The sequence below is a fragment of the Allobosea sp. 10L422 genome (assembly GCF_056395345.1).
Genome location: NZ_JBFTJI010000025.1, coordinates 1 through 22,159, shown reverse-complemented (window position 1 = coordinate 22,159; position 22,159 = coordinate 1). Strand labels below are relative to the sequence as shown.

The 22,159-nt window shown below is 61.9% G+C and carries 21 protein-coding genes and 1 pseudogene; 19 read left to right on the top strand and 3 right to left on the bottom strand.

Annotation, left to right across the window (positions count from 1 at the left end):
• Nucleotides 1-143 precede the first annotated feature (143 nt).
• The 10 genes from AC1DEZ_RS27270 to AC1DEZ_RS27225 all read left to right on the top strand — a co-directional run bounded on the left by AC1DEZ_RS27270 (nt 144) and on the right by AC1DEZ_RS27225 (nt 9,933).
• The gene (locus tag AC1DEZ_RS27270; RefSeq protein WP_476781309.1) at nt 144-599 is read left to right on the top strand and encodes a hypothetical protein; all 456 of its coding nucleotides are present in this window, start codon (nt 144-146) and stop codon (nt 597-599) included.
• 83 nt (nt 600-682) lie between these two features.
• Complete coding sequence (locus tag AC1DEZ_RS27265; protein ID WP_476781308.1) at nt 683-1,465, top strand: alpha/beta fold hydrolase; 783 nt, start codon at nt 683-685, stop codon at nt 1,463-1,465.
• Nucleotides 1,466-1,743: 278 nt separating this feature from the next.
• Entirely contained in the window at nt 1,744-2,661 is a 918-nt protein-coding gene (locus tag AC1DEZ_RS27260; protein WP_057193507.1) for an MBL fold metallo-hydrolase, read from the top strand.
• A 143-nt stretch (nt 2,662-2,804) separates the two neighbouring features.
• A complete protein-coding gene (locus AC1DEZ_RS27255) occupies nt 2,805-3,557 on the top strand; it encodes an SDR family oxidoreductase (RefSeq protein ID WP_476781307.1) in 753 nt (250 codons plus the stop codon).
• A 63-nt stretch (nt 3,558-3,620) separates the two neighbouring features.
• On the top strand, nt 3,621-4,046 hold the full coding sequence (locus AC1DEZ_RS27250) for a cupin domain-containing protein (protein ID WP_057193509.1): 426 nt from the start codon (nt 3,621-3,623) through the stop codon (nt 4,044-4,046).
• A gap of 72 nt (nt 4,047-4,118) precedes the next feature.
• Nucleotides 4,119-5,066: a mechanosensitive ion channel family protein gene (locus tag AC1DEZ_RS27245; protein ID WP_057193510.1), complete on the top strand. Its 948-nt coding sequence runs from the start codon at nt 4,119-4,121 to the stop codon at nt 5,064-5,066.
• A gap of 230 nt (nt 5,067-5,296) precedes the next feature.
• Nucleotides 5,297-8,227: a PAS domain-containing protein gene (locus AC1DEZ_RS27240; RefSeq protein WP_476781306.1), complete on the top strand. Its 2,931-nt coding sequence runs from the start codon at nt 5,297-5,299 to the stop codon at nt 8,225-8,227.
• A complete protein-coding gene (locus AC1DEZ_RS27235) occupies nt 8,217-8,858 on the top strand; it encodes a response regulator transcription factor (RefSeq protein WP_476781305.1) in 642 nt (213 codons plus the stop codon). The genes AC1DEZ_RS27240 and AC1DEZ_RS27235 overlap by 11 nt, the downstream gene beginning before the upstream one ends.
• Nucleotides 8,859-8,860: 2 nt before the next feature.
• A complete protein-coding gene (locus AC1DEZ_RS27230; protein ID WP_057193513.1) occupies nt 8,861-9,238 on the top strand; it encodes a response regulator in 378 nt (125 codons plus the stop codon).
• A 2-nt stretch (nt 9,239-9,240) separates the two neighbouring features.
• Nucleotides 9,241-9,933: a response regulator transcription factor gene (locus AC1DEZ_RS27225; protein ID WP_057193514.1), complete on the top strand. Its 693-nt coding sequence runs from the start codon at nt 9,241-9,243 to the stop codon at nt 9,931-9,933.
• 117 nt (nt 9,934-10,050) lie between these two features.
• On the opposite strand, the gene AC1DEZ_RS27220 is transcribed toward AC1DEZ_RS27225, so the two are convergent.
• Nucleotides 10,051-10,800 (bottom strand): SDR family NAD(P)-dependent oxidoreductase, encoded by a 750-nt coding sequence (locus tag AC1DEZ_RS27220; protein ID WP_476781313.1) that lies wholly within the window; start codon nt 10,798-10,800, stop codon nt 10,051-10,053.
• Nucleotides 10,801-11,225: 425 nt separating this feature from the next.
• On the opposite strand from AC1DEZ_RS27220, the gene AC1DEZ_RS27215 reads away from it, so the two are divergent.
• The 6 genes and pseudogenes from AC1DEZ_RS27215 to AC1DEZ_RS27190 all read left to right on the top strand — a co-directional run.
• Nucleotides 11,226-12,056, top strand: a complete 831-nt coding sequence (locus AC1DEZ_RS27215; RefSeq protein WP_103872236.1) for an alpha/beta fold hydrolase — start codon at nt 11,226-11,228, stop codon at nt 12,054-12,056.
• Nucleotides 12,057-12,211: 155 nt separating this feature from the next.
• Nucleotides 12,212-12,865 (top strand): HD domain-containing protein, encoded by a 654-nt coding sequence (locus tag AC1DEZ_RS27210; protein WP_057193516.1) that lies wholly within the window; start codon nt 12,212-12,214, stop codon nt 12,863-12,865.
• A 41-nt stretch (nt 12,866-12,906) separates the two neighbouring features.
• Nucleotides 12,907-13,680 (top strand): SDR family oxidoreductase, encoded by a 774-nt coding sequence (locus tag AC1DEZ_RS27205; RefSeq protein ID WP_057193517.1) that lies wholly within the window; start codon nt 12,907-12,909, stop codon nt 13,678-13,680.
• A gap of 688 nt (nt 13,681-14,368) precedes the next feature.
• The gene (locus AC1DEZ_RS27200; RefSeq protein ID WP_476781304.1) at nt 14,369-15,157 is read left to right on the top strand and encodes a sensor histidine kinase; all 789 of its coding nucleotides are present in this window, start codon (nt 14,369-14,371) and stop codon (nt 15,155-15,157) included.
• A 706-nt stretch (nt 15,158-15,863) separates the two neighbouring features.
• On the top strand, nt 15,864-16,745 hold the full coding sequence (locus tag AC1DEZ_RS27195; RefSeq protein WP_413814309.1) for an MBL fold metallo-hydrolase: 882 nt from the start codon (nt 15,864-15,866) through the stop codon (nt 16,743-16,745).
• A 539-nt stretch (nt 16,746-17,284) separates the two neighbouring features.
• Nucleotides 17,285-17,597 (top strand): annotated as a pseudogene (locus AC1DEZ_RS27190) (response regulator); the annotation flags it as partial.
• Between the two features lie 48 nt (nt 17,598-17,645).
• Here the strand turns inward: AC1DEZ_RS27190 and AC1DEZ_RS27185 are convergent.
• Entirely contained in the window at nt 17,646-18,272 is a 627-nt protein-coding gene (locus tag AC1DEZ_RS27185) for a TetR/AcrR family transcriptional regulator (RefSeq protein WP_476781303.1), read from the bottom strand.
• Between the two features lie 395 nt (nt 18,273-18,667).
• On the opposite strand from AC1DEZ_RS27185, the gene AC1DEZ_RS27180 reads away from it, so the two are divergent.
• From AC1DEZ_RS27180 to AC1DEZ_RS27170, 3 genes are read left to right on the top strand one after another with little or no spacing between them, the layout of a single operon-like run.
• Nucleotides 18,668-18,925, top strand: coding sequence for a cupin domain-containing protein (locus AC1DEZ_RS27180; RefSeq protein WP_476781302.1), 258 nt, complete (start codon nt 18,668-18,670; stop codon nt 18,923-18,925).
• A gap of 38 nt (nt 18,926-18,963) precedes the next feature.
• On the top strand, nt 18,964-20,058 hold the full coding sequence (locus tag AC1DEZ_RS27175) for an HlyD family secretion protein (protein ID WP_476781301.1): 1,095 nt from the start codon (nt 18,964-18,966) through the stop codon (nt 20,056-20,058).
• Nucleotides 20,055-21,647 carry an MFS transporter gene (locus AC1DEZ_RS27170; protein ID WP_476781300.1) on the top strand — a complete coding sequence of 531 codons (1,593 nt, stop codon included), beginning with the start codon at nt 20,055-20,057 and terminating at the stop codon, nt 21,645-21,647. Before AC1DEZ_RS27175 ends, AC1DEZ_RS27170 begins: the two co-directional genes overlap by 4 nt.
• A 172-nt stretch (nt 21,648-21,819) precedes the next feature.
• Here AC1DEZ_RS27170 and AC1DEZ_RS27165 read toward each other — a convergent pair whose 3' ends face one another.
• Entirely contained in the window at nt 21,820-21,960 is a 141-nt protein-coding gene (locus AC1DEZ_RS27165) for an alpha-hydroxy-acid oxidizing protein (RefSeq protein WP_476781312.1), read from the bottom strand.
• Nucleotides 21,961-22,159: the final 199 nt, after the last annotated feature.

Genomic DNA, 22,159 nt, shown 5'->3' with positions numbered 1-22,159 from the left:
GCTCCTGCGCTGTCACCCCGCTCCGAGATCACGCGAGTGCTCGGTGGTAAGCGCACTTCGGCGAGAGGTGATTGATGAAAGCGCTCCTGACACGCGAGGCGATGCTCCCTCGAGGCCGCGCCGCTGCCGCGACGATCATCATCATGGTGGCGTTCAACGGCATCTTCCTGACCGCGAACGGCCTTTTCATGCTGGTCGCGCCACTGGCTTGGTACGAGATAGTTCCGGGCGTCACTGATACCGGCTTCTTCAACCAGCACTTCATTCGCGACATCGGGATGATCCAGATGTTCCTCGGCGTGGCGTTCGGCCTCGGGCTGTTCGCGCCGGAGCGTCGCGTTGGACTATGGACAGCCGCGACGTCCTGGCTTTGCGCGCACGCGCTCTTTCATTTTTGGGAGGTTGCCGTCGGAATCTGCTCGCCTGCTGTCATTCCGCGGGACTTTCCGGCGGTGACGCTGCCGGCGCTTCTCGGACTGGCGCTGACGCTCTGGGCACTGCGGAATTCCTTGCCGGCAAGCCGAAGCCCCTCCCTGTCCGCCGCTGCCCAGCCGCTTTACTGCGCCTCCTCCTGTCTTCGACGCCGACGTCTGGATTGATCGGCGAATTCGTTGGCCAAGCCACTCCAGGCGCTAGCTTGCGCTGGCTGCTCTGACCCTACCGACAAACCCGGAGAACGCATATGAAACCGAGTGTCTTCGCCCTGGCGGCAGCCGCCGCGCTGCTCACCATGGCTGTGCGACCAGCGCAAGCAGCACTTCGCACCAAGCCGATCGTCATCCTGGTGCACGGTGCCTTCGCCGAATCCGCGAGCTGGAATGCGGTGATCGCCCGGCTCAACAAGGCGGGCTACGAAACGATCGCGGCTGCCAATCCGCTACGCAGCGTGAAGGGGGACGCTGCCGAAGTCGCGACACTCATACGATCCATCTCCGGCCCGGTCGTTCTCGTCGGCCATTCCTATGGCGGGCCGGTGATCACAGAAGCTGCGAATGGGCAGGCGAATGTTAAGGCGCTCGTTTACGTGGCCGCGTTCGCGCCTGAGACAGGGGAATCCAGCCTGTCACTTTCGGGCAAGTTTCCGGGAAGCACGTTGGGAAGTGCGATCCGGGCGGTCGCGACGCCAAATAGCGGGCGCGATCTCTATATCAAACCGGAGAAATTCCAGACGCAGTTCGCTGCCGACGTTCCGAAAGGACAGGCTGCGTTGATGGCTGCCACACAACGGCCTGTTGCCGAAGCAGCCCTGGCCGAGCCGTCGGGCGTGCCTTCGTGGAAGTCGCTGCCGTCGTACATGATCTACGGAACCGGTGATCGGAACATTCCGCCGGCTGCGATGGATTTCATGGCGCAGCGCGCGCGGATGGTGAAGACCGTCGCCATCAACGGCGCGTCGCATGCCTTGATGATTTCGCACCCCGCAGAGGTCGTATCCATGATCGAGATGGCTGCGTCGTCTCGATAGTCGAACAACGGCCACGGTGATCGAACTGGGCAAACTCCACCGAATTATTCGCGGTCATCGCTTGTCGGATTGCGTATAGAATAGATATTCGTTTTATATAAACGACGATTGGCAATCGGTATTGTAGAATACAATAATCACGAGATCTTTTGCATAAATCTGAATCAACCTATTATATGGTATAGGTAAACTTATATTTGCGTCCAATCGCTCGCATAATACATTAAACCTAATGTCCTCCAAGCCGTGACTTGAACGGCAGCAATTAGGAGAGAGCCATGAGCTTAGACGTCGCTTCACGCTCCGGACGACCGGGGCCGGAAGAGCTGGTCCCGTCGCGCTACGCGGTGCGGGTCGGCGAGATTGATGTCCTGGTAGTCAGCGACGGGGTGTTGCCGCTCCCGACCAAGATGCTGGGGCATAACGTCGCCGAGACCGAGCGGGCCAGTTGGCTGAACGACATGTTCCTGCCGTCCGACGCTTTCGACTGGGCGCTGAACGTGGTCCTGGTGCGCAGCGGCGAGCAGGTCATACTTATCGACGCCGGGCTGGGTCTTGATCCGGAACTCAACCTGCCGCGGGCCGGACAACTGGTTAAGCGCCTGGAGGCCGCCGGCATCGATCTCGGCTCCGTCACCGACGTGGTGCTGACCCATATGCATATGGACCATGTCGGTGGTCTCCTCGTCGAGGGGGTGAAGGACCGACTGCGCCCGGACCTGCGGATCCATGTGGCGGCCGCCGAGGTGAAGTTCTGGGAGGCGCCCGACTTCACGCACGTCAACATGCCGGCGGGTTTCCCGGATGCCCTTCGAGCGGCCGCCAAGCGGTTCGCGCAAGAGTATCGCAGTCACCTGCGGCTGTTCGACGAGGAACACGAGGTCGCGCCGGGTGTCATCGTCCGCCGCACGGGCGGCCACACGCCCGGACATAGCGTGGTCCGTCTGTCTTCCGGCGGCGACCGCCTGACGTTCGCCGGCGACGCCGTTTTCGCTGTCGGGTTCGAACACCCCGACTGGTATAACGGCTTCGAGCATGACCCCGAGGAAGCGGCGCGCGTTCGCCTGCGTCTTTTGACGGAGCTGGCGGGCACCGGCGAACAGCTCGTGGCCACCCACCTCCCGTTTCCGTCCGTCGGTCGGGTCGCGGTCGAGGGCAACGCCTTCCGCTGGGTCCCGGTCTTCTGGGACTATTGAATACCAGTCTGGCTCTCGGCCGAGCCTGGCTGCGCAGTTTCCAAAGCCATGCCGGCTCGGCCGACAACCCGTCCTCGTCGAGGTCGACATCCTTAGATTGATCGAACCGCGCGCCGCATCGGCGGCCGCGCAGGAGGCATCTCATGAAAATCGTCATTATCGGTGGAACCGGATTGATCGGGTCGAAGGTCGCGGAGCGCCTGCGCAAGCAGGGGCATGACGTCATCGCCGCCGCCCCGAATACCGGCGTCAATACGATCACCGGCGAAGGTCTGGCCGCGGTACTCAAGAATGCTGCGGTGGTGATCGACCTCGCGAACTCGCCTTCCTTCGAGGACAAGGCTGTGCTCGAGTTCTTCCGGACGTCCGGCAAGAACCTGACGGCGGCGGAGAAGGTGGCCGGCGTCAAGCATCACGTCGCTCTCTCCATCGTCGGTACGGACCGTCTGCCTGACAGCGGTTATCTTCGCGCCAAGGTCGCTCAGGAAGAGATCATCCGGAACTCCGCTATTCCCTATACGATCGTGCGGTCCACGCAGTTCATGGAATTCCTCGGCGGCATTGCCCAGGCCGGCACGTCCGGCGACACAGCCCGCTTGTCGACGGGCAATCTTCAGCCGATCGCATCCGACGATGTCGCCGATTTCGTCGCTGAGGCGGCACTGGCCGCGCCGGCCAACGGCATCATCGAAATCTCGGGCCCGGAGCGCGCGTCCCTTTGCGATTTCGTCGCCCGCTACCTTAAGGCGATCGGAGATACCCGCACCGTCGTCSCTGATCCGGATGCCAGGTATTTCGGGACCAAGCTGGAGGCTGGCTCGCTCGTCTCCGACAACAATCCCCGCGTCGGCCGGATCGACTTCGATCGCTGGTTCGCGACAGCTCCCCGGAAATAACCGCGCGTGGATGAGCCGATTTCGAAGCGGCTCATCCACCTTCATCGTTAAAGGACGATAGACATGATCAAGTCATTGGCGTGCGTCTTTGCGCTGACAGCGCTTCTGTCGATTTCGGCATTCGCACATGACACGCCCGGAGGTGGCGAAGGGGCAAAGGTTACGCTGGTCTACGACCGCGAGCTGCCTAACGTACCGGGCAAGAGCATGAGGGGCGTTCTCGTCGAATACGCTCCGGGCGGTTTCTCGGATGGTCATACACACCCTGCTTCCGCTTTCATCTATGCAACGGTGCTCGAAGGAGCGATCCGCAGCCAGGTCAATGATGGCCCCGCCACGGTCTACAAAGCCGGCGAGAGCTTCTCGGAATTCCCTGGCGACCGTCACGGCGTCAGCGAGAACGCGAGCAAGACCCACCCGGCAAAACTGCTTGCCGTGTTCGTCGTCGATACCGCCCAGCAGGAACTGACCTTCCCGCTCAAGAAGTAGATAGCGACGCCGGACAGCCATCCGGCGCACCGTCTTCCTCAGCATGAGCGACCGCCAACGGAACCTCTTTCCATGCCCGGCGATGACCACTTCCTGCCTTTGGTGCTGATCAACATCCTCGGAACCGCTGGCATCGTCGTGTGGCACGTTCAGGGCAGCGGCCGTCCGACGGGTCGCCTGATCGTCCAGATCCTGTTCTTCATCGGCATGAGCGTCGTGCTCAATGCGGGAGGCATCGCTCCGCATCAGCCCGACGACCTCCATGCGGAGGGGCTGGCCGCGGTGCTTTCCAAGTCCGCCAGAATTCTCTGGTGGACCCACCTCGCCTGGACGATCATCGGCTTCATCCACATCTACGTCAGGCTCAATCGTAAGCCTCACGAAGCGCACCTGATCCTGGATATGGCCGTCGCCGGGATCTATCTCGGTGTAGCACTGTCGGTCATGGGGTTCGTCTTCGGCCTGCCGATCGCCACGCTGGTCACGACGTCGGGCGTTGTCGCCTTGATCCTGGGCCTCGCATTGCAGAATACGCTAGGCGATGTCTTTTCCGGCATCGCCCTGACGCTCGGCAAAGCTTATTCGATCGGTGACTGGGTGCAGTTGAACGACGGCACCGCGGGACGCGTCACCGAAACCAATTGGCGCTCCACCAACCTGCTGACTGGGTTGAACAACATCGTCGTGCTGCCGAACAGTCTGCTGGCGAAGCAGAGCCTGACCAGTTTGAGCCGCCCCGACGAGTCGCATCTGCTCACCCTGGGCCTGCGCTTTGCGGCCGGGCAGCGGCCGCGCATCATCGAGGACGCCATGCGCTCCGTGCTGGAAACCAGTACCCGTATCGTAAAGGATCCCCCGCCAGCCGTTGCCCTGAAGGCCATCGATGCGGCGGCCATCGAGGTGGAGTTGCAGTTCCGTGTCGCGAGCCTCGTAACGGGGACATCCGCCAAGAACGAGATCATCGACCTCATCCATGACCAATGCGGCGCGAGCGGTCTTTCGCTGGCCGGGCCTGCCTAGGAGTCTCCATTCTGGTGCCACGGTGGGTTGCGGCGCTTGCCCGCATGCCGTCTCGCGCGCAGCAGCGGAACACTGGACGATCTCCTTGCAAGTCATGGATTTCCATAAGTGCAGCTGCAGCGTCCCGGCGCTAGGGTCTGGCGAGTTTGCCAGTCTGGTCTTCGCGAACTGGTGCTAGATGAAGCGGTGACGGTTTCGAGGCATTCCGTCTCCGAGAGGAGCAGCAGATCATGATAGCAGCGCTTCATCGAACGCCGCCGGCCATGATCTTCGTGATGCTGGCCCTTGGCCTTGCGGCATGCTGGTCGGCCGGTACTCCCATCGGCATTCTTGCACCCCTCGGCGCTCTCTTCCTCTACGCCCGGGGCTATTGGCTCCTGTCACTCTGGGGTGGGCTGCTGGTCGCCCTTGCCGGGGCGGTCCTCGCCGCGATGCTGTATCCGGGCGCGATACGGGACGCGTCGCGGTCGCTCGCAGCCCTCGCCACGGTGGCCGGCTGCATCGGCCTGCTTCTTGCGCCAGATCCGCTTCGCCGAAGCAGCCGGCTCGCCGCGATGGGTCGGCAAGCGGCCGGGCAGCCGGACGGGCTGGCAGGCGACATGGACAGCGTCCCCGAAGGCGCTGTCCATCCAGATGACCGACCTGCGATCGCGCATGCCGCGGCCTACGCATTCTGGACGGGCGTGCCGCAAGTGACGAGCTATCGGCTGCGTGAGCCGGACGGCAGCTATCGCTGGACCGAATTGCGCGCCGAGCCGGGCTATGGCGTGAGCGTCGATGTCGACGCCATGGTGTCGAGACCGGATGATCGCTGGACTGTCGCGGAATCGCTTGGCGAGACCGTGCAGGCAGTGCAGGCCGCCAAGGTAATCGAGAGCTTGCACGGCAAGGCCTGGGCTTTCGATGCGACAGGGAAATTCACCTATGTGACCCCTGCGGCCCAGATTGCCATCGACATGGCTCTGGAGGATCTCAATCGTCGTCTGGGCGAGCGGGAATTCATCGATGGCGGTGAGGTCGGCTGGATGCGCGGTGTTCATCCGGACGATGTCGACGGGGCCGCTGCGACCCTGCGCCATTGCCTCAAGACGGGCGAGCCGTGGAACATCGAATACCGCATGCTTCGCGCAACGGGCCACTATGTCTGGCACCGCATTTCAGCGCGGCCGACACGGGATGGCGAGGGGCGCATCACCGGCTGGTTCGGCACCTCGATCGATATCGACGTCTATAAGAAAACCGAGGCTGCGCTGCGAGAGCGAGAAAAGCATCTCGAACAGCTCATCGACACGGTGCCTGCCATGATCTGGAGCATGTCAGCGGAGGGCCGCCCCATCTATCTTAACAGGCGGATCATGGAGGTCACCGGCGCCACGCTCGATACAGTCAAGGCGTCGGATGGGTCTCTATCGTTGAAGAAGATAATTCATCCGAATTTCTGGGAGCTGGCAGAAAAAACCTTCGCGAGATCGGTCGCGACCGGCGCACCGTACGACATCAAGTACCTCCAGCATCGGGCTGGCGGCACCTATCGATGGACACAGACGCGCGCAGAACCTCTGTGCGACGAAGCCGGTAAGATTATTCGATGGTACGGTGTATCCGTCGATATCCACGATCTGATCACCACCCAGACCGAACTCAATCTCCGAAAGCAGGAATTGACGCGGCTGATCGATCTGGTTCCGAGCTTCCTCTGGCGACTGACCCCGACCGGGGCGCCGAATTTCTTCAACCGCCGCTTCATCGACTTCCTGGGCATTGATGACGGTGACCTTGAGCAATCCCGGACGGAGCGATACGCAGCCGCCCTGAAGGTTGCGATCCATCCGGACGACGCCAGTCGCGTTTGGGCAGAAATCAAGGACTGTCTCAGCAGCGGTCGGCCTTACGCGATGCGCTATCGCCTGCGACGTCACGATGGTGTTTATCGCTGGATGGACGGGCGTGCCGAGCCGCTCCTGGACGACGATGGCGGCATCATTCAGTGGTATGGTCTGTCCCATGACATCGACGACCAGTTGCGCGTCGAGGAGGCGCTCAGGGAAAGCGAACAATCGCTGCGCCAGTTGGTCGAGACACTGCCGGCCCTCATCTACTGCGCTGCGCCAAATGGGGAACCGATTTATCGAAGCGAGAAGCTGGGGAAGTTTCTTGGCTTTGGGCTCGGTGACAAGGACGCGGAGGGACGGACACGCCTGACCGGCACTCTCGAAGCGATCATCCATCCCGACGACCTGCCCGACGTAAAAGAGAGATACGGGCACTCGCTGGCGACGGGCGCGCCCTATGCGATGAAGCACCGCCTCCGGCGGGCGGATGGCGAGTATCGCTGGGTCGAGACGCGAACCGCGGCGATGAAAAATGCCGAGGGAGAGATCGTTCAGTGGAACGGCATCTGCTTCGAGATCGAAGATCAGGTGCGCGCGCAGGAAGCGCTGACATTGACGCAAGAACGCCTGGCACGCGCAGCGCAAGCTGCGAGCCTGGCCGAGCTATCTGCCTCGATCGCTCATGAGGTCAACCAACCGCTCGCGGCCGTGGTCGCCAATTCGCACGCGTGCCAGCGCTGGCTGACCTCGGACCCGCCCAATCTGGAGCGGGCGCAGAAAACCATCGAACGTATCATCAGGGATGCGAATTCAGCCGCCGATGTCGTCGGCCGGGTTCGTGCCTTGTTCAGGCAGACGGACCAAGCGCGAAACCTCTGCCCGCTCGACGCCATTCTTCATGAAGCGCGGGATCTGATGATGGAAGAGGCGGTCCGGCGCCGCATGCGTATCGAGGTCGAGGTCGAGGCAGGTCTTCCGTCGCTGGAGCTGGATCGCATCCAGATTCAGCAGGTTCTGGTCAACCTGATCCGCAACGGCCTTGAGGCGATGGAGCCTGCTCGGCGCGGGGTTCTGCGCGTCCGAACACTGCGCGCCGGCGAGTTCGTCAGGACCGAAGTCCGCGATACAGGCGCGGGTATCGGCGCCCCGGACAAGGTCTTCGAGCCGTTCTTCTCGACCAAATCCCATGGGATGGGCATGGGGCTGGCGATATCGCGCACCATCATCGAATCCCATGGCGGGCGGCTATGGGCCGAGGACAATCAGCCCGGCGGGGCGACTTTCATCTTCACCCTCCCGGCGGAAGCGAAAGCGGATCATGACCGTTGACGACACCATCGTGTTCATCGTCGACGATGACGAGGCGCTGCGCGAGGCGCTGGGCGAGTTGCTCGAGGCCAACGGGGTTCGGTCGGTGCTGTTCCAATCCGCCGGCGACTATATCGGCGCCGACAAGCCCGACCTCCCGGCCTGCCTCCTTCTCGATATCGAGCTTCCCGATATCAACGGCCTCGACCTGCAACGGCAGATCGCGCGGGACGACCATCCGCCGATCGTGTTCATCACTGGCCATGGCGACATTCCCTCGTCGGTGCGTGCCATCAAGCATGGCGCCGTCGATTTCCTGACGAAGCCGTTCAGCGATACCGCGCTCCTGGCAGCGATCCACGCGGCGATCGCGCAGGACCGTGAAACAAGGGCGAAGCGCGCCGAGCTCACGCTGCTGAAGCAACGCTATCACGAGCTCTCTCCGCGAGAGCGAGACGTGCTTCCGCTGGTCGTGAGCGGACTCCTCAACAAGCAAGCTGCGGCCGAGCTCGGCATCAGCGAAGTGACCCTTCAGATTCATAGAAGAAACGTGATGCAGAAAATGGCGGCGTCATCGCTCGCCGACCTGGTGCGAATTGCGGAGCGTTTGGAAATCCCGATCCAGCATTCGCGCCGGATGGGAGGAATATAAGTGTGACCAAGAATAAATATGTCGTGGCCGTCGTCGATGATGATCCGAGATTGCTCGAATCGCTTGAGGAATTGCTCGAGTCTGCGGGATATGCGGTTCGTAGCTTCTCGTCAGCGGCAGCGCTGACCCGGGCTGGCCTCTCCGGACTGGATCTCCTCATCACCGATGTCGGCATGCCGGGGCTGAATGGCTTCGAGCTGCGCGACCTCGTCAACCAAGAACGTCCGGAGCTGCCGGTCTTTCTCATCACCGGGCGCCACGAGATCGCCGAGCAGATCAGGGCGCGGGCCGTGGAGAGCTTCTTCTGCAAGCCGTTCGATGGCCAAGCCTTACTCGCGGCGATCGCAAGGGCACTAACTCAACAAGGACGTGGAAGGTGAACATGATCATTGACCGCTCACTCTCGCAGAAGTCGGTGCTCTCCTCCAGGCGAGGTGCAGCCGAAGAACAGCAGCCTCTCGTCATCATTGTCGATGACGACGCCTCGGTCCGAGACGCACTGTCTGAGCTTATGGAGTCGGCCGGCTTCGCAGCGGTTTCGTTCAGCTCGACACAGGCGCTGCTCGAGACCGGTAAGCTCGACCAGCCGGGATGTCTCATCCTCGACGTGCGTATGCCCGGTTTCAGCGGGCTCGATCTACAGCGCCATCTGACCACGAATGGAAATCCCAAGCCGATCGTCTTCCTCACTGGGCATGGCGACATCCCCATGACCGTCCAGGCCATGAAGGCGGGCGCGGTGGATTTCCTGACGAAGCCGGTCCGCGACCAGACGCTTCTGGACGCCGTCAATGCGGCCATCGGGCTGGATGCGGCGCGCAGGGCGGAAGCTGCGAAGATCAAAGGGTGCGTTGAGCGCCTGCAGACTCTGACGCCACGGGAGCGCGAAGTCATGTGCGAGGTCGCACGGGGGCGCCTCAACAAGCAGATCGCCTTCGACCTCGGCATCAGCGAGGTCACGGTCAAGCTGCACCGGGGTAACCTGATGCGGAAGATGGAAGTTGCCTCCCTCGGCGAACTTATCAGGGCGTGGGAGGCTCTTCCAGTCGGCATGCGTATGGCGAACGCCGCCTAGCCTTGGTGAGGCTGGGGCACCGGATTCGGTGCTCCAGAGCTTATGGTCACGGCGTGATGCTTCGCCAATGCGCCGGAATGGCTAAGCTAAGGAACGGCATGGCAACCTCTCCTGAGATCAGGTCAGCGTGATGCCGCCATCGACGGCTAGGTTGACGCCGGTGATGAATTGCCCGTCGGCGGAACAGAGAAAGAGCGCCGCCTGTGCGAGCTCTTCCGGCTTGCCCATCCGGCCGAACGGGATCATCCGGGCGGCCTGCTCCTCGACCTGCGCCTGCGTTTCCGGAGCGACGCCGAGCTTTCCAATAATCGGCGTATCGGTCGGGCCGGGGCTGAGCACGTTCACGCGAATGCGCCTGTCCTTAAGTTCCAGGGCCCAGTTGCGCGCAAACGCTTCGATTGCTGCCTTGCTGCCAGCGTAGACCGCGTGACCATCCAGCACCTTGCGGCTCGCGATCGAGCTCGTCAGCAAGATCACTCCGCCCTCACGCAATAGCGGAGTGATCTTCTGCACGCCGAAGAATGTGCCGCGCGCATTGGTGAGGAATTGCGTGTCGTAGTCGGCGACCGTCACGTTGAAGCTCGGCTGAATGCGGATGCTGCCCGCATTCGCCACATAGATGTCGGCCCCTCCGAAACGATCGGAGACCAGCGCGGCGACACGTTCGTGCGTGCCGAGGTCGGCAACATCACCTGCGAGGCCGGTCGCCTGAGGCCCGAGGGCGGCGACGGCTTCGGTCACGGCGTCTTCTCGACGACCGACGATCAGCACCTTCGCGCCAGCGGCTATGAACAGGCGCGCTGTCGCGAAGCCGATCCCGCTGTTGCCGCCGGTGATCACGGCGACCTTGTTCGACAATTTTCCCATGTGGATCTCCATTGATGATCCGTCAGTTGGGTCGCTCCTGAGTGAAATCAAAATATGCCGAAGTCGACGTGATCTATACGTTTGAATAGATCATATTGTCTTCGAGCGTATTGATCGTCATTTTAGGAAGATGAAAATAGACATACCTCGAAAATCTGACGACCAGATCGATGTTGTCGCCGGCTTGAGGTCGAAGTGTCGGGGTTTGATGCTCAATCGAGCGCCCTGAGCATTTCGGTCCCGCAACCAGTATCTGCGCCCTGGAGGCGCCAATGCCCAACAAAGCACTATCCAGTTCCACCGACCTCAGTCGGCGGGACCTTCTTTGCGGCGGCGCCGGCATGGCGGCGATTGGCACGCTTCCGCTCCAGTCCTTGGCGCAGCCCGCCACCGTTCCCCCTCACAACAGCAAAAGGAGCCGACGCATGAATTATGTCACTACGCGGGATGGCGTTGAGATTTTCTACAAGGATTGGGGCCCGAAATCGGCCCAGCCGCTGGTCTTTCACCATGGCTGGCCGCTCAGTTCGGACGATTGGGACACCCAGATGCTCTTCTTCTTGGCCCAGGGTTTCCGGGTCGTCGCTCACGACCGGCGTGGGCATGGCCGTTCGAGCCAGGTCAGCGACGGGCATGACATGGACCACTACGCGGCCGACGCCGCGGCCGTCGTCGAACACCTCGACCTGCGCAACGCCGTGCATATCGGACACTCCACCGGAGGCGGCGAGGCGACGCGCTATGTCGCGCGCCATGGCAGGAGCCGTACGGCGAAGCTCGTTCTCATCGGCGCAGTCCCGCCGATCATGGTCAAGACCGAGCGGAACCCGGGCGGCCTGCCGATCGAAGTCTTCGATGGTCTCCGGAAGAGTCTCGCGGCCAATCGCAGCAAGTTCTACACCGATCTCGCATCGGGGCCGTTCTACGGATTCAATCGCGCCGGGGTCGAGACGGATGCCAACGTCGTCCAGAACTGGTGGCGCCAGGGCATGATGGGAGCTGCCAAGGCTCATCACGAGGGTATCAAGGCCTTCTCCGAGACCGATTTCACGGAGGATCTCAAGGTCATCGAGGCTCCGGCTCTCGTCATGCATGGCGATGATGATCAGATCGTCCCGATCGGCGACAGCGCCCCGCTTTCGGCGAAGCTCCTGAAGCGGGCGACCCTGACGATCTACAACAAGTTCCCGCACGGCATGGCGACCACCCATGCGGATACGATCAACAGAGACATCCTTGCCTTCGTCCGAGGGTAACGCTCACGGACGAGGCGGCTGGCGAAGCCGCCTCGTCATAGTTGCCGTCCGCCGATCAGCTTCGGCGGTGAGTCATCGCACAGGGAAGCCGCGGCCTGCGAGCCGACCGTTCGCTGACAGCTTCTGGAATCCGTCGATCGAGGCCCTCGAAAGCCATGTCAGAAATCCAAAAAGACCGTCAAATTTTGGCCGGCGTTGCTGTGCCGGATACCAAACTGGTGGCCAGCGCTCTCGCTTATGCTCGCCGAGCATGCGAGCCTTACCTGTACAACCACGTTGTGCGCTCCTGGCTTTTCGCCGCTCGCCTAGGGCAGCTTCGGCATATCCATCATGATGAGGAAGTCGTCGCTGTCGGGACGCTCCTGCACGATGTCACGCTGAACGAGCGGTTCAACGGGCCGCGACGGTTCGAGGTCGAGGGCGCCGATCTCGCCCGAAGCTTTGCCCGAGAGAGCGGTGTCGACGAGCGTCGTGCTCAGTTGATTTGGGACAGCGTAGCCCTCAACTCAACACCGTCGATCGGCCTCTACAAGGAGGCTGAGGTTGCGCTCTGCACGGCAGGCATCTGCCTAGATGTCGTCGGACTGCAATACGACGCGCTCCCGCCGGACGAGGTCCAGCAGATCCTCCTGGCCTATCCGAGGCTCGGGATGAAGCGGCTGATGACGCAGTGCTTCTGCCACATCGCCAGAACCCGTCCTGAAACCACCTACGACAATTTCGTGCGTGATTTCGGCGAGCGGCTCGTAGCGGACTACCGCGCGCCGTCGTCGGTCGATTCTGTCGAGCGCGCGCCGTTCGACGAGTGAGATGCATTCCTCAGGGAGCGAGGATATCAAGGAGACGGCGCATGAAGATCGTTGTGGTAGGCGGAACCGGCATGATCGGGTCCAAGCTCGTCGATGCGCTGGCCGGCCGTAGTCTCGAAATCGAAATCGCCTCGCCATCGCGCGGCGTCGATACGGTCACCGGAGAAGGTCTGGCCGAGGCGCTGTCCGGCGCGCAGATGGTCGTGGACGTTTCCAACTCTCCGACCTTCGATCAGGACGCCGCGCTCGCCTTCTTCGAGGCTTCCGGACGGAACCTGCTCGCTGCCGAGGAGGCCGCCGGCGTCCAGCATCACGTCGTTCTCTCTGCCGTCGGGACCGATCGGCTACCCGATTGCGGGTATTTCCGAGCCAAGATGATGCAAGAGGTGATCGTGAGAAGCGCAAACGTGCCCTATACGATCGTGAGGTCGACGCCCTTCTTTGAATACATTAACGGAATCGTCGAGGCCGCCGCGGAAGGAGATTCGCTTCGCATTTCGCCGGCCCTGATCCAGCCCATCGCAGGCGACGATGTCGCGCTCGCACTGCGCGACGTCGTCCTCGGGCGCGCGCAGAACCGCGAACTGGAAATCGCGGGCCCGGACCGCTTTCGGCTCGACGAAATCGCTCGTGAAATACTGGCCGCGAACGAGGATCCGCGGCCGGTCGTTGCCGATGCCAAAGCGCTCTATTTTGGAGCTGTGTTGCGTAACGACACCCTCGTGCCTGGTGATCATCAGCGCATTGCGGCGCCGACACGCTTCGAGGATTGGCTGCGACGATACGTGGCACAGTCGCTGGCCCCGGCCAACTAAAGCAGTGTGCCAGAGGGCGTCGACGCGGCGAAGTTCGGCTTTTACTCCGTGCATTTTTCCTGGATCGCAAAGTCAGAGGTGCGTCACGGTAACGGGAATGACGTGAGCGTTGGTGCGAACGACTTATTGCGAACGCGGCGCTGTTTGAGCAGGCGCAACAGTGGCGAACCGGACGGCCTTGTAGCACTACTGATCGAGCGCTGCGTCCTCTCGCCAATCTGGCGAACACGTTTTGCCAATACGTTGGGCGTCGCGCTTTCTGTCTGCTTTGCTCATCTTTCCTAAGATGGCGGCAGTGGAATGTCAGCCTAGCATCTCTCCGTATAAATGCATGGTCGTCAGGTGAAATGCGAAATTTGATCGCAGATGTATCCGCAAGATCCAATTCCACAAGATAGAGTGGTGTCGATGCCTAATTCCCACCAAGGCGAGAAATTTAGCGCCGGAGAGGTAAAGATATACCTTGGATATCTACAAATATTTTTGCATAGACGCGATATATTTCAATTTCAAAACTTAGATGTCATATGAATATTATACATATGTTTATAAATTGCATAATGAAAGTAGATTTTTAAGACTAAGACCTAATCTTCGGCATAATTCTAAAATTATTGGCATTCGCCAAAGTGAATCCGCGGAACAGATTCCGCCACCTGTTAAGGCCATGATGAGCATGAGGGCCAAGATGAGCATCACCGAACCTGGGGAGGAGTCGCGAGGCGCCGCCGATCAGTCGTTGCAGGCGATGGCGCGCCTATTGGCGGTCGCGGGGCATGATCTCAAGCAACCAATACAGATAGCAATGCTGTCGATCGCCCGAGCGGCCGGAAATAACACCTCGGCACCTGTCGCGAGAAGATTGAAAACTGCACTCGATGCAATGAGGCGGCTCAATTCGGAGCTCGATGACATCGCCCGGCTCTCGCAATTGGGCAAGACAATGCCAAGGACAATGCCCGCCGATCTCGACGGCATTCTATATGAAGTCGAACGCGACTGGCGCGCATACGCGGATGAATGCGGTACGGTCCTTCAGATCAATTCTGCTCCGGTTTGCATCCACTCCGATCCAGCAATGCTGAAAACGATCCTGCGCAACCTTGTGGGTAACGCAATCCGACACGCCGGACCGCGCGGCCATGTCTCGGTATCCTGCAGGGGACGCGGTGGTACGCTTCAGATCGACGTCCAGGACGATGGGAACGGCATCGCGGTTGGTCAACTGTCGCGCATCTTCGACGCTTTCGAGCGCTGCGGCGCCGCAAGCTCTCACGATGGACTTGGGCTCGGCCTGACGATAGTACGCCAGACAGCCGAAATGTTGCACCACCCGATTTCGGTGCGTTCCGTCGAGAACGAGGGATCGACCTTTTCTATTGACGTGCCGTTGTTAGGGCCTCGCCTTTCACACCCGATGGATGCAGGCCCGCTCGAAACTAGTCTTGGTGAGCGGACACGTGGGAGAGCGGGCTAGCATCAATTTTTCCGCAGAGGATGGCATCTCGAGGCAGTCGTGAGCTGCGCGGATGCTTATCGCTCAAGCCGGTTCGGCCTCCCAACCGATTTTCGAGTAGACTATGTCGTCCCGCCGTTCGCTAATGCCTAGCCCCAACTCCATCAGCAGTGCCCCGGGCGGGCCATGTGATGGGAAAGGTTGTCGCTGCAGCTTGTCGATGCATGTCGAACTGACCGGCAGCGTTGCTTCCCATTGGGATGCGCCAACGGCAGGCAGGATCACGCGGAGGATTCGATGGAGAGCCGGCGTGGCGGGTTGCCGCGACGCCCGCGACGTACCGTCGATTCGACGAGCCCGAATGCACCGAGTGATGGGCGACTCCAAGTGTCCCATGCCCGATAAGTGCCGGACAAAATAGACACAGCTTTCCTAGCTGATCTCGTCGGATTTTTGATCAGAGGCGCGATGGGACAGTGTGGTTTCTTCCGGGAAGAGACAATGATGCCGCTTCAATACTAACCTATGAGCGATGAGAGCCTACACGTTGGTTCAAGTCGGCCAGACCGTTGTTTGATTTAATGTGGCATCGAATTCGAGCTTATTTGCCGAAGCCGCAGCTACTTTCGGAGGTGGCTGATACGGCTGAGTTGACAAGGATCAGCAGGAGAATCTCGTGGGACAGCCACAAACGACGAAGAACTTTGATAAATCATCTGGCGAGAGGCTGGAGCGCGACGACTTGGTTCCGTCGCGCTACGCAGTGCGGGTGGGCGAGATCGACGTGCTAGTGATCAGCGACGGCGTTCTGGAGCCGCCGGCAGAGTCAATGGCTACTAATGCCGACCCGGCGACCCGGAACGCCTGGCTCGATCGGTCATTCCTGGCGCACGACACATTCGATTGGGCACTGAACGCGGTCGTGGTGCGCAGCGGGAAACAGACCATTCTCATCGACAGCGGAATTGGTGGCGAAGTTCCGGACTTCACGCGAGCCGGCCTGTTCGGCCAGCGACTGGCGGCCGCCGGCGTCGATCTGGCCTCTGTGACCGACGTGGTGCTCACGCACATGCACTTTGACCATGTCGGGGGGCTCCTCGTCGAAGGAGTGAAAGAGCAGCTTCGGCCGGACCTACGGGTCCATGTCTCTGCCGCGGAAGCCAAGTTCTGGGAAGCGCCTGATTTCTCTCGCACCGGCATGCCGCCGGCTCTTGCGGAGATCGCCAGAAATGCGTCGAAGCGCTTCCTGGAGGTCTACCAAACTGAGCTGCGGACGTTCGAGCAGGAGCAGCAAGTCGCGCCAGGGGTAGTTGTCACTCGCACGGGTGGCCACACCCCGGGGCACAGCGTGGTCCGCATCGCGTCTGGCGACGACCGGCTGATGTTCGGCGGTGACGCCATGTTTCCGGTCTCGTTCGACCATCCCGAGTGGCACAACGGCTTCGAACACGACCCCGAAGAAGCGACCCGCGTTCGGCTACGCCTGATGCACGAGCTGGCGACGACCGGCTCCTGGCTGGTGTCCACGCATATGCCGTTCCCATCCGTCGGTCGCGTGGCGGCTGAGGGCAAAGTCTTCCGCTGGGTGCCGGCCTGGTGGGACTACTGAGCCGCCGGTCAGGCGCCACCGGCCTCGCGGCCGTCAAAGCCAGATCGCATAAGTTCGGAGGCACCTTCAGAGGCCCAAACGGGCGACTAGGCGAGCGCCAGACGATGCGGCAGCGGGATTGGGTCCGCTGCCGCATCGTCGGCAACTCGTCCGGCCGGAATGACGGTCAAGTCGACCATGCATTAGCTGTCGCTGCCGGATGTGAGATAACCGTCGCGTTCCCGCCGCCCTCCGCGGCGGCCGCCATCGGCAGAGCGGTTCGTCTGCGGTCGCCATCCAGCCGATCGTCTCCGACGATGTCGCCGAGGCGCTGGCGGCGATCGCTCTCGGCGCTCCGCTCGATGGTATGGTCGAGGTCGCCGGCCCGGAGCGCTTCCGCCTCGACGAGTTTGTCCGCTGCTTCCTCGCGGTCGCTGGCGATGCCCGCCAGGTCGTGACGATTCCAGCGCCCGCTATTTCCGCGCCCTGTTAAGCGAGCGGTCGCTCCTGCCCGCTGCAGACGCACGCATCGGCACGACCCGTTTCGAGGATTGGATCAAATGCGCTGCTCTCAAGAGGACACTCGCGCCGATCGGGAAAGAGCTGAGCATGAAGAGACAAAGAGACGTTTGGCAGTAGTCGATGACGATCTAAGGCTGCTCGAATCTCTCGGAGAGCTTCTGGAGTCGGCCGGCTACGCAGTCCGCACCTTCTCCTCGGCGCAAAACGCTTCTAGCCAATCCGTCATCCGGTTTCGATGCAGTGATCACCGATATCGGGATGCCTCATATGGATGGATTTGAGCTTCGCGAAGTGGTGGCAAAAGCCCGGCCCGGGTTGCCGGTGTTTTTGATCACAGGCCGCTACAAGCTGCCGGCCAACCTTGAAGCGCGAGACAGACTCGGTCGCTCGGGCAATCTCTTACTTGTCCGAGCTCGGTAGAACACCCCTCAAAAATGCCTCCACCGCAAAAACAACCTCCTGCTGCATTTCCTCGCCCGACGGCGGCGGGCGCAGCCCGAGAACGACCTGTAGATGAAGATTGCCCCGGATCATGCCGACAAAATGTCCGGCAGCGCGCTCGCAATCGTCCGCTCGGATCTCTTCTCGATTTCTGGCATCTTCAAGGATTCCGGCGAGCTGGGACGTAGCGCGGCCGGGGCCTTGTTCATAGAACGATTTGACGAGCTCAGGGAAGCGATTAGCCTCGGTGATCGCAATTCGATAAATGCCGAGCAACGTATGAGACATGTAAACCGCCATGAGATGCTGACCGAACGCCGTCAACGTCTCACGCAACTCTCGCGTCCCGATCTCTCCGATCGGAAACGCCGACAGCACTTTATCTACGTTCTCCACGACGAGGGCCAGGAATAAGCCTTCTTTATTGCCGAACTCGTTGTAGATGGTGCGCTTCGATCCACCGACACGATCGATGATGGCGTCGATTTTTGTCGCCGCATAGCCTTGCTCGAAGAAGACCTCGGCAGCCGCTTGCAAGAGCGCCGCTCGCCTACCGCCTGGCGAACCTGACTTTGCTGCCTTCACGGGGGTTTCGCTTCCGATTTTGGAATCCTCCGAGCTAGCAATAACCGTCCCCTTGCTGACCATCCGGGTGCCGGACCTACCTTTCGGTCTAGTCATCATAGACTCATTTTGTGGGCCCCCAAGCCACTGGCTCAATAGCGTGATTTCCGTCGGATCGGCATGCTTCCAGGACGATCGCGCATGCGTTGCGCGGTGGTCACGGCTGCACTGGCCATCTTGATCGGTAACTGTGATTACCGTACATGTTGGCGGTAACCATAATTACCGAACGTGTCATGGCATATCGCAGCATAGGTACAAAGTCATGCCGCTCCACGAGTTCGCCCGGCACTTTCTCCGGCGAGGCAGACACCGCGCAAGGTCCTCCCGGACGCGCGCTGTCACGGCACCGGGGCGTGCCGGACGAATGCGGGCCGGGTGGCCGGCCTGCCAACCCACACGCATGCAAAAGCCGCCCCGTCTATGCGGCGGTGCTCGAAGACGTGATCCGCAGCGACGTCAGCGGATCGCCGGAGAAGGCCTACAAAGCCGGAGAAAACCGCGTCGAGGAGCCCCGCCCCTTCCACAGTGTCAGCGCGAACGCCCGCGACATGCAGGCTGACCGTGTGCTCGACGCCGACGGCACGAAGCTGACCGGGTTCGTCAAGAAGTGAGCCAGTCGCAGCCTTTGGCATTCAACGGGAACAGGACAATGAACCCCCTCGATGATATGAGCGCAGTCGTCACGGACGAAGGTAGTGAGAGTACTGCCCCCGCAGCGCCACCCAAGAAGAGAAAGCTGGTTGGCCTGCTGCTGTGCCTCGGCGCCGTTGCGGCCGTGGCCGCCGGATGGGCCAACGCCCACTCGGGCGGCGAAGCGACCGACAATGCCTATATCCGGGGTGATCTGACCTCGCTGGCGCCGAAGATCGCTGGTTACGTCACAGCGGTCGAGGTCGAGGATAATCAAGCCGTCCGGGCCGGAGACATCCTGTTCCGGATTGACGATTCCGACTATCGCGCGAAGCTCGCGCAAGCCGTGGCCAATGTCGAGGCCGCGCAGGCGCGCGTCACCAATGTCGATGCCGAGACCAAGCTCCAGCACGCTTTGGTCCGGCAAGCCGAAGCTCAGAAGCAGGCCGCCATCGCGGAATTGACCCTCGCGACACGGGCGCAGGGCCGGCGCCGCGAGCTCATCCGCAGCAATGCGGTTAGCCAAGCCCTGCTCGATGAAAGCGACGCCGCGCGCTCGCGGGCCGAGGCGAACCTCTCGGCAGCTTCCGCAACGATCGAGGCGCAGCAGCAGCGCATCGCCGTGCTGTCCACGCAACGCGAGGCGGCTGTGGCGGCGCTCGCGCAGGCGCAGGCCGCACGCGATCTCGCCCAGATCGATCTCGACAATACGGTAGTTCGTGCGCCGGTCGGCGGCATCGTCGGCAACCGCCAGGTCCGTGTCGGCCGGCTGGTCGCGCCGGGCGTCTCTCTGCTCGACATCGTTCCGGTCGACGATGTCTGGGTCGTGGCGAACTTCAAGGAAACCCAGCTTGAGCAGATCCGGCCCGGCCAGCGCGTCCGCATCAGCGTCGACAGCTATCCGAACCAAGGGCTCGAGGGTGTGGTCGACAGCTTTGCGCCCGGCAGCGGCTCCGCCTTCAGCCTGCTCCCCGCGGACAATGCGACAGGGAATTTCGTCCGCGTCGTCCAGCGCGTTCCGGTCAAGATCCGGTTCCTCGGCAATCCCCTGCCCGGCCGCCTCGTGCCCGGCCTGTCGGCACGTGTCGAGATCGCTCTGGGAGGCAGTTCATGACTATGGCCGCGACCGCCATGCCCGGCCGCAGCAGCACCACAGCCGGCGCCCTTCTCCTCACCGGCATTGTGCTCGCCGCGTTGACCGAGGCGATCGCCGGCACCGTCCTGTCGCTCGGGCGCGGCGACATCATCGGCGACACCTCCGCGACACCCGACGAGTTCGCCTGGCTGGACATTGGATACACGACGCTCAAGCTCATCGGCTTCATCACCGCACCCTGGCTGATGAACCGCCTCGGTCCGCGCAGCGTGCTCGTCGCCTCGACCCTGGCGATGGGGATGGCCTCCGGGATCGCCGCCATGACGGCCCGGCTCGACCTGCTGATCGCGCTTCGGATCGTCCAGGGTTTCTTCGGGGGCGCCCTGCTCGTCGCGGGCCAGGCGATCATTTTTCTGCGCTTCCGGCGCTTGCACCAGCCTCTGCTCCAGGGCCTGTTTGCGATGGGCGCCGTCGTCGCGCCCGGGACACTCGCCCCGGCGCTTCAGGGCTGGCTGATCGACGCCCAATCCTGGACCTGGATCTTCTTCGGCATCGTGCCGCTCGCCCTCACGGCTGCAGGGCTCCTGCTCATGGCGGAAGGCCCGATGCCCGCCAGGGGCGCGCCTCGTTCGTTCGACTGGCTCGGCTTCTCGCTGATCTCGGTGGCGTTCTTCTGCCTCACCTATGTCCTGACGCAGGGCAGTCGGTGGGATTGGCTCGAGGAACCGCGCATCCCGTGGCTGGCGCTGATCGGCGCGGTGGCGCTGTTGGCGTTCCTCGGCCAGCAGGCCATGGCCAAAGGCCAAGGCCTGCTCGACTTCACCGTATTCGGAACGAACGATTTTACCTTCGCCTTCATAGTCAGCTTCGTCGCCGGCGCCGCACTGTCCGGCAGCGCCTTCGTGATCCCGGCCTTCGCTGTCTCCGTTCTCGCCTTCACGCCAACCGATGCCGGCCAACTCCTGCTGCCGAGCGGCGCGCCCTTCATCGGCGCGCTCCTGCTTGTTGCCCTTCTCGTGCAGTTCCGCCGCCTGCCGCCCTTCGCCACGGTGCCCTTCGGCATCCTGATCCTGATGATCGCGATGTGGCTGCTCTCCGGCTCGACCAGCGAGAGCGGCGCAGCCGACATGATGGCGGGAGTGCTGTTGCGCGGCCTGGGCCTCGGCTTCCTGTTCCTGTCGATCACGCTGATCGCCTTCGGCCATCTCGACGACCGGAAGCTCGCCGGCGGCATCGGCCTATTCAACACGGGTCGCCAGTTCGGCGGCCTCGCGGGGATCGCGGCCCTCCAGACACTGATCGACCACCACACCATCGCCAATCTCGCCGTCCTCGGCGCCAATCTCTCCGCCGGCAAGCCCGCCGTCATCGAGCGGCTGACCGCCTTGACGGCGATGCTGATGGCGAAGGGGATGGACGCCGCTGCCGCCGGCCGCGCCGCAGCCGGCTTGCTCGGCCGGGCCGTCAACGGCCAGTCGGCCGTGATCGCCTTCGACACCGCCTTCAACGTGGTCGCTCTGCTCTTCGTGGTCGCGGCCCCGTTACTAGTCGCTATCAAGGTCGGGTTCTCTCGATATGCGAAGACGCACGCTGCTCACGATGCGTGAGCAGCGTGCGGAGGCCTGCACACAACAACTGGGTTCCGGGACAGATAAGCGACGGATGCTACCTGCCAGGCCGCGCACAAAAAATGCTCTGTAATCAGAACGCAACGCGGCCTGACAATCATTTCCCACCGTTGTCGATCCGTACCGCCTGCTTCATCGGTACTTTCGTTGGCTAGACTCGCGAAACAGTATCCCGCGTGATCTGACCAACGTTGAGTGCACCCGTCTGGCGCATGATCGTGATGAACTCGTCGTCCAGAATCTGGAGTACGCGGTCTACGCCGGGCTCGCCAAATGACGCGAGGCCCCACACATATGGCCGGCCGATGCCCACTGCTGCCGCGCCGACGGCTAGTGCTTTCAGTGATCCACCCCCGTTGAATTGGTCCACCCTGAAGTATGTCTTTTGGCAGACAGGAGGACCGATATGCCGAAGAAGCGCCACAAGCCCGAAGAGATCGTCGCAAAGCTGCGTCAGGTCGATGTGCTGGTCTCGCAAGGGCAATCCGTTG

Bases quoted from the DNA above. Each gene is read 5' to 3' on its own strand.
- AC1DEZ_RS27270 (WP_476781309.1), top strand. From the start codon at position 144: ATGGTGGCGTTCAACGGCATCTTCCTGACCGCGAACGGCCTTTTCATG.
- AC1DEZ_RS27265 (WP_476781308.1), top strand. From the start codon at position 683: ATGAAACCGAGTGTCTTCGCCCTGGCGGCAGCCGCCGCGCTGCTCACC.
- AC1DEZ_RS27260 (WP_057193507.1), top strand. From the start codon at position 1,744: ATGAGCTTAGACGTCGCTTCACGCTCCGGACGACCGGGGCCGGAAGAG.
- AC1DEZ_RS27250 (WP_057193509.1), top strand. From the start codon at position 3,621: ATGATCAAGTCATTGGCGTGCGTCTTTGCGCTGACAGCGCTTCTGTCG.
- AC1DEZ_RS27245 (WP_057193510.1), top strand. From the start codon at position 4,119: ATGCCCGGCGATGACCACTTCCTGCCTTTGGTGCTGATCAACATCCTC.
- AC1DEZ_RS27240 (WP_476781306.1), top strand. From the start codon at position 5,297: ATGATAGCAGCGCTTCATCGAACGCCGCCGGCCATGATCTTCGTGATG.
- AC1DEZ_RS27235 (WP_476781305.1), top strand. From the start codon at position 8,217: ATGACCGTTGACGACACCATCGTGTTCATCGTCGACGATGACGAGGCG.
- AC1DEZ_RS27225 (WP_057193514.1), top strand. From the start codon at position 9,241: ATGATCATTGACCGCTCACTCTCGCAGAAGTCGGTGCTCTCCTCCAGG.
- AC1DEZ_RS27220 (WP_476781313.1), bottom strand. From the start codon at position 10,800: ATGGGAAAATTGTCGAACAAGGTCGCCGTGATCACCGGCGGCAACAGC.
- AC1DEZ_RS27215 (WP_103872236.1), top strand. From the start codon at position 11,226: ATGAATTATGTCACTACGCGGGATGGCGTTGAGATTTTCTACAAGGAT.
- AC1DEZ_RS27210 (WP_057193516.1), top strand. From the start codon at position 12,212: ATGTCAGAAATCCAAAAAGACCGTCAAATTTTGGCCGGCGTTGCTGTG.
- AC1DEZ_RS27205 (WP_057193517.1), top strand. From the start codon at position 12,907: ATGAAGATCGTTGTGGTAGGCGGAACCGGCATGATCGGGTCCAAGCTC.
- AC1DEZ_RS27200 (WP_476781304.1), top strand. From the start codon at position 14,369: ATGAGCATCACCGAACCTGGGGAGGAGTCGCGAGGCGCCGCCGATCAG.
- AC1DEZ_RS27175 (WP_476781301.1), top strand. From the start codon at position 18,964: ATGAACCCCCTCGATGATATGAGCGCAGTCGTCACGGACGAAGGTAGT.
- AC1DEZ_RS27170 (WP_476781300.1), top strand. From the start codon at position 20,055: ATGACTATGGCCGCGACCGCCATGCCCGGCCGCAGCAGCACCACAGCC.